Origin of the sequence: uncultured Thiodictyon sp. (assembly GCF_903828115.1) — a bacterium.
GTDB lineage: Bacteria > Pseudomonadota > Gammaproteobacteria > Chromatiales > Chromatiaceae > Thiodictyon.
In genome coordinates this window covers 1-12,585 of sequence record NZ_CAIKKU010000426.1, presented here as the reverse complement: position 1 = coordinate 12,585, position 12,585 = coordinate 1, and the positions used below count along the sequence as shown (strand labels likewise).

Annotated in this window: 9 protein-coding genes; 3 read left to right on the top strand and 6 right to left on the bottom strand. The window is 65.4% G+C overall.

The genetic code is table 11. The features are described from left to right. Positions 1 to 106 precede the first annotated feature (106 nt). Complete coding sequence (locus QZY48_RS15675) at positions 107 to 1,213, bottom strand: DUF4124 domain-containing protein (protein ID WP_295432472.1); 1,107 nt, start codon at positions 1,211 to 1,213, stop codon at positions 107 to 109. A 9-nt stretch (positions 1,214 to 1,222) separates the two neighbouring features. Further along, a complete protein-coding gene (gene pyrE, locus QZY48_RS15670; protein WP_295432470.1) occupies positions 1,223 to 1,864 on the bottom strand; it encodes an orotate phosphoribosyltransferase in 642 nt (213 codons plus the stop codon). A gap of 219 nt (positions 1,865 to 2,083) precedes the next feature. Between pyrE and QZY48_RS15665 the strand changes: the two genes are divergently transcribed. Beyond that, positions 2,084 to 2,764 (top strand): sulfite exporter TauE/SafE family protein, encoded by a 681-nt coding sequence (locus QZY48_RS15665; RefSeq protein WP_295432468.1) that lies wholly within the window; start codon positions 2,084 to 2,086, stop codon positions 2,762 to 2,764. A gap of 61 nt (positions 2,765 to 2,825) precedes the next feature. On the opposite strand, the gene QZY48_RS15660 is transcribed toward QZY48_RS15665, so the two are convergent. The 4 genes from QZY48_RS15660 to QZY48_RS15645 all read right to left on the bottom strand — a co-directional run bounded on the left by QZY48_RS15660 (position 2,826) and on the right by QZY48_RS15645 (position 6,343). Then, positions 2,826 to 3,278, bottom strand: coding sequence for a DUF4426 domain-containing protein (locus QZY48_RS15660; RefSeq protein WP_295432466.1), 453 nt, complete (start codon positions 3,276 to 3,278; stop codon positions 2,826 to 2,828). 77 nt (positions 3,279 to 3,355) lie between these two features. Continuing rightward, positions 3,356 to 5,323: a dynamin family protein gene (locus QZY48_RS15655; RefSeq protein WP_295432464.1), complete on the bottom strand. Its 1,968-nt coding sequence runs from the start codon at positions 5,321 to 5,323 to the stop codon at positions 3,356 to 3,358. A 138-nt stretch (positions 5,324 to 5,461) separates the two neighbouring features. Continuing rightward, positions 5,462 to 5,749 carry a DUF167 family protein gene (locus tag QZY48_RS15650; protein ID WP_295432462.1) on the bottom strand — a complete coding sequence of 96 codons (288 nt, stop codon included), beginning with the start codon at positions 5,747 to 5,749 and terminating at the stop codon, positions 5,462 to 5,464. A 147-nt stretch (positions 5,750 to 5,896) separates the two neighbouring features. Then, positions 5,897 to 6,343: a CBS domain-containing protein gene (locus QZY48_RS15645; protein ID WP_295432459.1), complete on the bottom strand. Its 447-nt coding sequence runs from the start codon at positions 6,341 to 6,343 to the stop codon at positions 5,897 to 5,899. Between the two features lie 232 nt (positions 6,344 to 6,575). Here QZY48_RS15645 and QZY48_RS15640 point away from each other — a divergent pair, with 232 nt between their 5' ends. Together QZY48_RS15640 and QZY48_RS15635 are read left to right on the top strand one after the other, a co-directional pair. Beyond that, positions 6,576 to 7,388, top strand: a complete 813-nt coding sequence (locus tag QZY48_RS15640; RefSeq protein ID WP_295432457.1) for a hypothetical protein — start codon at positions 6,576 to 6,578, stop codon at positions 7,386 to 7,388. A gap of 384 nt (positions 7,389 to 7,772) precedes the next feature. Next, positions 7,773 to 11,834 (top strand): ribonucleoside-diphosphate reductase subunit alpha, encoded by a 4,062-nt coding sequence (locus QZY48_RS15635; protein WP_295432454.1) that lies wholly within the window; start codon positions 7,773 to 7,775, stop codon positions 11,832 to 11,834. Positions 11,835 to 12,585: the final 751 nt, after the last annotated feature.

Below are 12,585 nucleotides of genomic sequence, written 5' to 3'. Positions count from 1 at the left end.
TAGCGCCCCGGATTCTCTCGCACGCCAAATTGCATCGCGTCTCCGATTACGACAACGACAACGACAACGACAACGATTGTGTTGTGTTTAACTTGTTCTTGACTGGTTACTTAGGCGGGCCCACGGCACCCGCGGGGACCGACGGGGGCACCGGGGCGGTCACCGCGTCATGGAAGTCACGCAAGACCTTCAGCGCGCGCTCATCACCGCAACCGGTGTCATTGGACGCTTGGTTCTTGCACTGCAAATCCAGAAAGATCGAAGCCGCCGCCCCGTCCTTTTCCTGGATGCGGGAGAGGGTGAGACTCAGATCGTCGCGGGTCTCCGGGGGCGCGGTGATCAGAATATTGGCACCCAGGGTCTGGATCGCGGTCGTCGCGTGGGCCTTGGCATAGGCGACGGCCAGTGCCCAATACTGGTCGCATTGGGCACTGTTCCCGCAGGTCACCAGGTTGCGCAAGGCGAGCCGGGGCGGCTCCTTGGGCTGCTCCGCCTTATCCTCAGGGATGTCTTTCAACTGACGGAAGCGCTTCAGATCACGGTCGAAATCGGCCCTGATCCCCTCTTTCTGCTGCTCACGATCGACGATCGTCGCGTAAGACTCACGGATATAGCGCTCGCTCTTGGCGATGCCCTCGGTGACATGTTGGGGGACCGGTTTGCCCGCGCGCTCCAGGTCGGCGGCATCGGTGCGCAGATTGCGCAGCCACTCCTGCTGACGGCGGATGTTGCCTCGCGCGACCTGAATCAAGACATCGATCGCCGCGAGTTTCCCATCCCGGGCCATCAACAGATCGTCCACCGAACGAAAGGTCCGCAGGAGCACCCGATCGGCCGCCTTCTGTTGCTCAACCAGGCGCTCCTGCTGGGCGCGCAGACGTTCCAACTCCCGTTCACGCTGGATCTCCTCGATGGTCTGGGCCGGCGGCACCACCTCCACCCGCACACCCTGATTGGTCAACTGGGCGTGTCCCTTGTCGACTTGATTCGGCGGGATCTGATCGGTGTAGTGGACCACCCCGTTCTCGTCGACCCACCGAAACATCTTGGCCCCGTTGCCGGCACCCACTGCCGAAAACAGCACGCACCACAAGCTGATCCCGGCCACGGCCAGGAGTCTGACCGACAGCCGCGGGACGCGGCGCGTGATGGACGGCCGCAGCGCGCAGACCAGCAGCTGACGTGGCGCCTTGGCGTCGAGCGGGAGACACATAGTTCTCAATTAGACCCCATAGCAGGTCCGGTAGGTCCGTACCGCGGCACGCGACGCGTCATCGATCGCGAAATCACCCAAGCAGTCGATCAGGTGATCCAGCGTGACAATGCTGAACACGGGAACGCCATAGAGTTCCTGAACCTCGGCCACGGCGGAGCCCTTCCCGGCACCCCGCTCCAGACGATCCAGGGCGATCACCACCCCCACGGGTTCGGCACCGGCGGCACGAATCACCTCCATCGACTCCCGCACCGAGGTGCCGGCGGTGATCACGTCATCGATAATCAGCACCCGCCCGACCAGTGGACGCCCGACGATCACGCCGCCCTCCCCGTGGTCTTTCGCCTCCTTGCGATTGAAGGCGTACGCCAAGTCCCGCCCGGTGTCACGTGCGAGCGCGATACTGGTGGCCGCCGCCAGCGGTATACCCTTGTAGGCCGGGCCGTAGAGCACGTCGAAGGCAAGCCCACAGTCGATGATCCGCCGGGCGTAGGCATCGGCCAGACGGGCCAGGCGCGCACCGGTATCGAACCGGCCCGCGTTGAAAAAATAGGGACTGTGCCGACCGGATTTCAGGGTGAAATCGCCAAAGCGCAGGACCCCGGCGGCGGCGGCGAAGCGAAGGAACTCACGCTGGTAGGCTTGCATAATCACGCAACGGTGGTGAAACTATTAAGTATGATACACCGAGCTTCAAACCAAAATCGGGAACCCTGTTCCTACCTGACGACGCGGGCTCGCGCGACCGGCCCGGGCGGTACTGCCCGGCGCCGCCGCGGCCCCCGGTGACACCGACCGGCGGCGGCCCCCGACCGCCGCAAACCCCTTGCACCGCATTGTGCTGACCCGGCGCCGCAGGCCCACCCAGTGATCGCCCAGGGGCCCTATGTCACCGCCTTCTTGGTCGGCCTGCTGGGCGGCGTGCATTGCCTGACGATGTGCGGGGGGCTGGCCAGCTCACTGACCCTGGGCCTGGACCAACGTCGCCGCCGCGACCCCTGGCGGCTGCTGCCCCTGCAGGTGGGCTATAACCTCGGGCGGGTTGCGGGCTACGCGCTCGCCGGGGCGCTCGCCGGCGGCCTGGGCGCCGTCCTGCTGCAACTGGACTCGCTCCAGCTCGCGCAGCGCACCCTCTACGCCCTGGCCGGGGTGGTCATGGTCCTGCTCGGACTCTATCTGGGCGGTTGGGGGCAGCGGCTGGCGTACGTCGAGCGCCTGGGACTGCGCCTCTGGCGTCGCCTCGCACCGCTCACGCGCCGCTTCTTGCCGGTCAGGCGGCTACCGCAGGCGGTCGCGATCGGCCTGATCTGGGCCTGGGTACCCTGCGGGCTGGTCTACAGCGTGTTGATCACGGCGGTGTCGACCGGTGATCCCGGCCGCGGCGCCGTCCTGATGCTCGCCTTTGGCGCCGGGACCTTACCGAACCTGCTCGGCATCGGGCTGCTGGCGGGCGCCGCCGCCCGCCTGGCAGGGCACCGCCGGTGGCGGCAGGCGGCCGGCCTCATGGTCGTCGGCTTCGGTGTCCAGGCCCTCTGGCAGCTCACTTGAGAAACCGCCCGCTGGGCGATTTCTCAAGTTGTTCAGGAAATGAGGCGATTGGCGGGGGCGTTCACGGTGATTCGGTGAAGAACTCCTGGCGTAATCGCAGGGTGGTGGTTTCGGCGGCCCCGGCGGGGCGGACACGGATCTCGAAGTCGAGTTCCTGCCCGTCGGCGATCGGAAATTGCCCCAGGTAAGAGACTGCGCCGCCGGCCTCGACCTCGTGCATGGCCACCGGGCCCTTGGGTGACTTGTCGTTGACCAGGTCCACGTCCACCAAGGCCTTGACCGAGGTGCCGGTGGCCCCGGGCAGGTCTTTGATCACGCTTACATTCAACACGCCGAGACCCTTGCTGCGTTGGATTGCGTTGGCCCGGGCGATCTCCGGGGTCAGGGTATCGGCGGTAAAGGCGTTATAGTGGATGGTGAAGGCACCCGCCCGGGTGCTCTCCGCGACCACCGCTTGGGCGCCCTGGAGCAGGGCAGCGCCCACACAGGCCGCGAGGGCCATCGGCTTGAACATATTGGATCTTCTCCTGACTCGGTGCGCACACCAGGCGCCGCCGGCCCGGCACTGGCCCCCCCCGTGCAAGCGCCCCATCAACCGGCGACCAACCGCGGCTTCTGGGGCGCGTCCTGCTCGGTCAAGGGATCATAATGCAAGGCGTTGTGGATGTTGCGCAGGGCCGTCAATTCCTGGGCAAAGCCCAGGTACTGCGCCTGCATGTCGTCGATGCGCTTCTGCACCGCGTCCTTCGAGCGGCCGATCCGCTGGAGATTCTCGAGCCGCTTCTCCATCATCAGCTTGTGCTCCTGGATCTCTTCCGCCAGGGGCGCCAGGGTATCGCGAATCCAACCGTCATAGGCGACCCGCAGTTGGTCGAACAGGACCTGGGCGCGGCTCACCATCTGTTGATGGAAACGCCGGATCACCATCCTCTGCCCGGACAGGGCCATACCGGGGCTGCGCCGGAACGCCTCCACCTCCTGATACAGCAACTCGATTTCCACCCGGTACTTCATCGGGACGAAGACCTTGGGCGTGGCCAGATCGAACTCGAAGTCCTCGCGGAACACCTGATAGATTTCGCGCACCAGCTTGCGGATGCGCTCACTCTCGGTCGCCACCGTCTGCATGGCGCGGCGCAACTCGTCGAACAGCCCCTTCATCGCGCGGGTGAGACCGGCGGTGGTCCAACTGCGCACCAGTTCACCATGGGCGCGCTCGACCATGGCCTCGATACTCTCGCTCTCCAGCAGCCGACGGCAGTGCCGGGTCTGCGTGAGCAACTCCTCGCGCCGCTGCTGGAACTGTTGTACGCCCTTGAGATAGTGCTCCTGTTCGCGCCGGGTCCGCTCCAGCAACTGGGCAATCACGTCCTGACTCTTATCGCGCAGTTGTTCGAGTTCCTCCAACTGGGACTTGACGCGCGTAATGCGTGAGGCGACCCGATTGCGGTTGCGGTCCAAGACCTGGCCCACGCCGGCGTCGATCGCATCGATCAAGAACTGATGTTTGGTCTCGAGCATCTTGGTGGCCAGGTGCCGCTCCAGGGCCGGCAGGGCGCTGCGCCGCAGCATGGCCTCGTCCAAGCGGCCCTTCGCCGCGCGGGCCTGCTGGGCCGCGACCGGGAAGACCACCTCCTCGCTGATCCCCAGCGCCAGGGCGGTGTTACGGCGTTGGGCGGCGGTCGCGGCCGGGTGGTCGGCGCCGTCACGCGGTTCGTCCCAGCGCTCGTCGTTCTGGTTCAGGGCGACCAACATGGCCCGCTGACGGCCGGTCTGGAAGCCCTTAAGGTGGTGTTGCCAGATTTCCAGGTCGGCACGGGTCACACCCGTGTCGGCAGACAGCACGAAGAGCACCGCCTGGGCCGCGGGCAGCATACTGATGGTCAGCTCCGGTTCATTACCCAGCGCGTTGACGCCAGGGGTGTCGAGGATCACCAGGCCTTGCTTGAGCAGGGGGTGCGGAAAGCTGACGATGGCATGACGCCACTTGGGTATCTCCACCGTCTGCGTCGTCGGCTGACCCGCGGGGGTCAAACCGGTACTGGACAGCCCGAGACGCGCCGCCTCCGCCATGGACACCTGCTTGGTCTGGAGGATCTCCTTCAAGGTACCCGCTGTCTGCTCCAGACCCTGCGGATTGAGCGGATAGTGGACCCACTGCTTGGGGTCGGACTTGAACTGCGCAATCGAGGTGTCCTGCGCGCGCGTCTCCACCGGCAACAGGCGCAGATAGGCCTCGTTGCGCTCGGCGTCCCACAGCAGTTCGAGCGGGCACCGGCAGGTGCGCCCCGCCGCGCAGGGCAGCAGACCCCCGGGCAGGTCGGAGAAGAAGATCGCGTTGATCAACTCGGTCTTGTCGCGGGAGAACTCAGCGACAAACGCGACCGTCAGACGGTCAGCGGCCAGGGCGTTCAGGGCGACGTGCAGTTGCTCCCGGGCGCGCGGGGTTGCGCGCCGGTGCTCTTCCAGCCAAGTCTCCAGCTCGGCCACGGCGCGCGCGACCCGCGTTTTCCATTGCTGGTAGGTGGTGAGCCGCCGTTGTACTGCCGGGGTTTGCATCACCCAAAGTACCTTGAAGGTTGAGTGGCCGCTGGGACCGGATCGCAGACCATCGATCGTCGCAAGTCCAGGCGGAACCGGCACCGAAGTCCCGACTCAGCCGCCGCTTGCGCCGCGCCCCTGAACCCGCGGCAAGGGTCAGGCGGCCGGCGGCACGATCGGCACGGGAAAACGCCGGGGCGAACGGATCACCAGCCGCTTGCGGCGAGACTGCTCGCCGCTCAGGAACGCGACCTGGGACTGGGGCACGCCGAACGCCCGGCCAAGGAACCGGCGCAGGGCCTCATTCGCCTTGCCGTCGACCGGTGGGGCCTGAAGGCACACCCGGTAGCAATCGCCCTGATCCGCCACAAAGGCATCCTGGGTAGCGCGGGGCTGCACCCGCAAGGTCACCTCCAGGTCGTCACCGCACCAGCGATACCACATGTCAGCGGTCCCTGGCGAACAGCGTGTCACCGGCCGTGACGCGGCGGCCGACGGTGCCCAGACCCGCCGCCGCGGACCCCCGGACCCTTGCCGCGCCGCGCGTCGCGACCCGGGCATCAAGCTGAGCAGGGGCTTGGGAACGGGTATTCAACGGCTCTTCAGGCTACCGCTGATGTTGGCATGGAAAATCGCCTTGTGGACATCGCCCAGGCTCAACATGCCCACCAGGAGCCCGTTCTCGACCACCGGAATGCGCCGAAAGTTGTGCCGGACCATGACGGTGGCGGCGCGCAACAGGTGCATATCCACATCGACCGAGATCGGCTCGTGCGCCATCAGGTCTTCGACGTGAAGCTCCAGCACCTCGCCGTAACGGCCCATCTGACGGTCCAGGTCCACCGAGTGCATCCCCTCGGAGACCAGGTGGTCCATGGTCGGAAACAGACTGTGCAAGACGTCCTTCTCGGAGATTACCCCGATCAAGCGCCCCGCATCGTCCACCACCGGCAGCCCGTGGAAGCGGTAGAGGCACATCAGGGAGGCAACCTCCATGATCTTGGTGCCGGGGGTGACGGCGCGCACCGAACGGCTCATTGCGTTTCTGACATTCATCGGTGAAGTGCTCCTGAACGGACTCGTGGCCCCGTCTTGATAGGCCCGGACATGGCCGGGCCTGCGGGAGTTTGCGAAGTATAGCGAGCCCGTCGCGCCGACGCGACGCACCCGCAGCACGCCGGGCCCATGGCGGGCTCATGGTTTGCCTCAATCTTCCGTGCTGAGGTATCCTAAAGTGATATTAATGCTTGGAGTTTCAAGTAGAAAAATTATGGAAAGCAGCAACGAGCCGACACCCACCACCGGCTCGGCCCAGGTCAGCGACCCGCCAAGCGAGCCGACGCTTGCAGTCGTCGCCGACCAGACAGCGGCCACGACCGCGAGTGGCGAGCCCGAACCTCGCGGCGACAGCGCGCACGGCGGCCGTTCGTCCCGTCGCGGTTCCCGGTCGCACCGCAGCGGCCACCGCGACGGCAGCTCGTCGCATGTCAGCAGCAGCGAGAGCAGCCGCAACAAACTCCGGCGCCATGTGTGGGCGGCGCGCGGGGTTGCCCTCGCGGCGATCGTCGCGGCCGTCGTGCTGTCGATGCTGCTGATTCAGGCCAGGGCCAAGGTCGCCACCCACGCCATGGAGAAGGGGACCCTGGCGAGCGAACTCAACCGCGCCCAGGGCGAACTGACCCAAACCAAACAACTGGTCGCCGCCCAAGAGGTGGAACTGGGGGCGCTGCTGAAACAGCGCATCCCTGGCGTCACCAACCTGGAAGTTGAAAAACTCTACGATATCAATACGAAACAAGTCAAGAAGCTGAGCTTCTCCGAGGCCGGGGTAGGGGCCGGCAAGCGCCTCGCCTACTACGTCGTGCTCAAGAACAACGACGCGGGACCGGTCATCCCGGCCGTGACCATCCTGCTGTTCGATCGCAAGGGGCTCCAGACCGGCATCGCCCGGGTCACGCGCGCGGCCGCCACCACGCCGACCGACCAGGAACAGTTACAGCCCGGCGAGACCCGCGCCTACTCGGCGTCGATCGACAAGATCCGCGACGACCCACCGGCGTATTTTATGGTCGAGGCACGTTGAGCGGCTGGCCCCCTACCGCCGTCGCCATCAGCGTCTGAGGCGAGCGCCTCTGATCGCCCGGCGGCGTTTGGATTGCGCCTTTCGCTCCCCAGCCATCGCGCCCCTAGCCCGCGAGACTCGGGCAGCGCATGCACCCGCCCAGGCACGCGCGCCTGACCGGGCGCGCCGGGCCACGGCGCGGAGCGGGTCGCCGCGGTCGTGCTCCGGACCCCTCACACCTCACACCTCACACCTCACACACAACATCTAGTGGTTGACTGATCGTCACTAGCGTATATATTGCGTCTCGTCCCCGTCTGCGCCGACACCTGCTGACCCCACCCCGGGCTCGGCAGCGGGCGCCCCCCGGCGCACCCGCAATTCAAGGCCCGCTCAGGAGCTAGCATGTCCGCACCAGTCCAGTCCCAGGCGTCCACACCCACGCGCGGCGACACCGCGCGCCCTGCGACACCGGCCGCCGCGAGCCAACCCATCGGCACCGAGCTCACCGCCCTCACGCCGGGACGGGTCCAGGTCATCCGCCGCAACGGCAAGGTCACCCACTTCGACCCCAACAAGATCATGGTCGCCCTCACCAAGGCCTTCCTCGCCGTGGAGGGCGGCAACGCCGCCGCCTCCAGCCGCGTCCACGACCGCGTGCGCGAACTGACCGGGCAGGTGGTCGCCGCCCTCACCCGCCGCCTGCCCGGCGGCGGCACCGTCCACATCGAGGACATCCAGGACCAGGTGGAACTCGCCCTGATGCGCGCCGGGGAGCACAAGGTCGCCCGCGACTATGTGCTCTACCGCGACGAGCGCGCCCGCGAGCGCGCCCACAAGGCCGCCGCCGACAGCGTGCAGCCGGCACCGGTCACACTCACCGTCACCCTGGCCGACGGCAGCGCCCGCCCGCTCGACCTGGAGCGCCTCGCCCGCCTGGTGGCCGAGGCGGCCCAGGGACTCCCTGCAGTGGACGCCGCCGCCATCCTCTCCGACACCACCCGCAACCTCTTCGACGGCGTGCGCGAGGCCGACGTGGGCCAGGCGCTGGTGATGTCCGCCCGCGCCATGATCGAGCGCGACCCCGCCTACAGTCAGGTCGCCGCCCGGCTCCTGCTGGACCTGATGCGGCGCGAGGCCCTGGGCTATCTGGACTTGGCGCAAGGTGTCGAGACCCAGGCGGACCTCACCGAGCGCTACGGCGACTACTTCGGCGCCTATGTGCGTCGCGCCGGTGATCTCGAACTGCTCGACCGCCAACTCGCCCGCTTCGACCTCCAGCGCCTGGGCGCCGCACTCAAGCCCGAGCGTGATCTCGACTTCACCTATCTCGGGCTCCAGACCCTCTACGACCGCTACTTCATCCACACCGCCGAGGGCATCCGCTTCGAGCTGCCCCAGGCCTTCTTCATGCGTGTCGCCATGGGCCTCGCCATCAACGAGATCGACCGCGAAGAGCGGGCGATCGCGTTCTATGAACTGCTCTCCAGCTTCGACTTCATGTCCTCCACCCCCACCCTCTTCAACGCCGGCACCCTGCGGCCCCAGTTGAGTTCCTGCTTCCTCACCTCGGTCCCGGACGACCTGGACGGTATCTACAGCGCCATCAAGGACAATGCCCTGCTGTCCAAGTTCGCCGGCGGGCTCGGCAATGACTGGACGCGGGTGCGCGGGATGGGGGCGCATATCAAGGGGACCAATGGGAAGAGTCAAGGGGTGGTGCCGTTCCTGAAGGTGGCGAATGACACCGCGGTGGCGGTCAATCAGTGCTTCGCCCCGCAGACCACTGTCTTCACCGGCGACGGACCCAAGGCCATCGCCGACGTCAAGGTCGGCGATCTGGTCCTGGGCCAACGCGGGCGCTACCGGGAGGTCACCGAACACTTCGTCTACGACCAGCAGACTGCCCCCATGGTCCAGGTGGCGGTCAAGCACTCGATCAATGACCTCAAGGTCACGGACGGCCACCCCTTCTGGGCCATCCAGGGTGTGCCCATGGAACAGACCATCGAGCGCACCTTGAACCAGATCGAAAACGGCCGGTTTCGGCCGCGCTGGGTCGAGGCCGGTCGGCTCAACCGCGGCGACTATGTCGCCCAGGTGGTCCCCACGGAGGTCCTTCCAGTCGCCGGGCTCACCCCGGCCGACGCCCGACTCTACGGCATCCTGCTCGGCGACGGTCATCTCACCCGCGGCTACGAGTTCGGCGTCTCCGGTAACCCCAACGCGGACGGCAGCCATCTTCAATTCGTCCGCGATTACCTCAGCGAGCGCGGTATCCACTTCTGGGAAAACGGCCGCGGCGAGACCTATCTCCAGATCAAGTGGTCGGTCGGCCGGGGCCTTGCCCGCTGCGCCACCACCGGCCAATACGTCGGCCTGGGTGAGGCCCACCTGCCCTTCGCCTATGAAGACCTTTACGACGGTCAAGGCAACAAGCGCATCGCCCGCCGCCTCAGTCACCTGCCTGCGGACCAGACCCTCGCCCTGATTCAGGGGCTATTGGAAACCGACGGCGGGGTCAGTCGCGGCAAGGAGGTCTATTTCACCAGCACTTCCGCCCCCCTGACCGAAGGTCTTCGTTACCAACTCCTGCGGCTTGGCATCCCCTGCGCCGGCCAATACCGGGAGCGCGACAGCGCCCATCAGGGCACCCGCAGCGACGGTTCTGTGGTCTCATTCACTGGCACCACGCGCGCCTTTGATCTACGCATCCCCGCCGTACCCCAAATCGCCGCACTGGTGGGCACCCCGGCCCTGACCAAACACAACTGGTTTCGTCTGGGCAACACCCTCTACACCCGCGTCAAGTCAGTCACGGCCATCGCACCAGTGCCGGTGGTCCACGACCTCAAGGTCGAGGGCGATGAGACCTATATGACCGCCGCGGCGCTGGTGCATAACGGAGGAAAAAGAAAGGGGGCGGTCTGCGCCTACCTTGAGACCTGGCATATCGACATCGAGGAATTCCTGGACCTGCGCAAGAACACCGGTGACGACCGCCGCCGCACCCATGACATGAATACCGCCAACTGGGTGCCGGACCTCTTCATGAAGCGGGTGGCCGAGGAGGCGCACTGGACCCTCTTCTCGCCGGACGAGACCCCCGACCTGCACGACCTCATGGGGCAGCCGTTCGAGGCCGCTTATCTCGCCTATGAGGCGCGCGCCGAGCGCGGCGAGATGAAGGTCAGCAAGCGGCTCAAGGCCGTCGACCTGTGGCGCAAGATGCTCGCCATGCTGTTCGAGACCGGGCACCCCTGGATCGCCTTCAAGGACCCCTGCAATCTGCGCTACAGCAACCAGCATGTCGGCACTGTCCATTCCAGCAACCTGTGTACAGAAATATGCCTGCACACCAATAACCAGGAGATCGCCGTCTGCAACCTCGGCTCGGTGAACCTGGCTGCCCATGTCACCGATAAGGGACTCGATACCAAGCGCCTGCAGCGCACGGTGCGCACCGCCATGCGGATGCTCGACAACGTCATCGACTACAACTTCTACAACGTCCCCCAGGCGCGCAAGTCCAACCTGCGCCACCGCCCGGTCGGGCTCGGCATCATGGGCTTCCAGGACGCACTCTATAAGCTGCGGATTGCCTACGGCAGCCAGGAGGCCGTCCAATTCGCCGACACCAGCATGGAGTACCTGAGCTACTACGCCATCCAGGCGAGTTCCGACCTGGCCGAGGAGCGCGGGCGCTATCCGAGCTTCCCGGGCAGCCTGTGGAGCCGCGGTATACTCCCTATCGACAGCATCGCGCTCCTGGCCGAGGGCCGCGGCGGTTATCTCCAGATGGACACCGGCAGCACGCTCGATTGGGCGACCCTGCGCACCCGCGTCCAGAGCGTCGGCATGCGCAACTCCAACACCATGGCCATCGCCCCCACCGCCACCATCAGTAACATCGTGGGGGTGAGCCAATCCATCGAGCCCACCTATCAGAACCTTTTCGTCAAGTCCAATCTCTCCGGCGAGTTCACCGTCGTCAACCCCTACCTGGTCGCGGATCTGAAGGAACTGGGCCTGTGGGACGCCGTCATGGTCAATGATCTCAAATATTTCGACGGCTCGGTGCAGCCCATCGACCGCGTCCCGGAGGAGTTGAAGGCACTCTACGCCACCGCCTTCGAGGTCGACCCCCGCTGGCTGATCGAGGCCGGCAGCCGCCGCCAAAAATGGCTCGACCAGGCGCAGAGCCTCAACCTCTACATGAGCGAGCCGAATGGGAAGAAGCTCGACAACCTCTACAAACTCGCCTGGGTGCGGGGGCTCAAGACCACCTATTACCTGCGCTCCATGGGCGCGACCCATGTGGAGAAGTCCACCATGGCGGACGCCACCGCGGCCAATCGGCTGAGTGCGGTGGGGGGGAGTTATAACCTCTTGGACAAGGGGAAGGGAAACGGGGCGGCGCCGCAGGTGTGCTCTATACTCGATCCGGAGTGTGAGTCCTGTCAGTAGGAAGAGGTCTCACGCCAAGGCGCCAAGACGCCAAGGGAAGAAAGGCTCGCGCTACGCGCTTGGTGACACAGCTTTGAGATTGTGAAAGTATTCGGTTCGTGTGGGAGCCGTAGCCTGGATGGAGCGCAGCGGAATCCAGGTCCTCGCTGCAAGTAGAGTAAGTTGGGTTAGGCGCGCTTCAGGCAACCTATCAAGCAAAATAGGTAATCATAGCGCGCCGTAACCCAACATCTAGGCGCAGTAAGTCGGGTTACGCTGCGCTAACCCGACCTACGCTTGGACGATCTGCGGGGCGACCTACCCACACTTAAGCCCAAACAGCAGGTCAAATAGCGCGTAGGTTAGATTGAGGCACGAACTCTAATCCGACGCAGATACAGTTGAGGTTCATTTTGTCACTTCGACCTACGATCATCATCGACTCAGCTTACGGGGTTGCATTTCGGATATAGCCATGACAATCCGGAAAGAGTATAGGGGTCAGGAGTATAGGGGTCAGTACCCTTTAGCTTGCCTCTTGGCTCGACTTCGCATTTACATCTGACTCCCACGCTTCAGCGTCGCGTGGGAATAAGGGCCACTGGAGCGACAAAGGCTGCATTCCCACGCGGAGCGTCACTACCATTAGGTTAAGGCGCACTCGCCGACCGCGTCGCCTTTGCCTGGACTCCAATGTCAACTATAGAAACAGATTTCTGTCGCGACCCAGCCCCTGAGGCCGCGATGCCCGCCCCATCCCCCAGCCTGATCC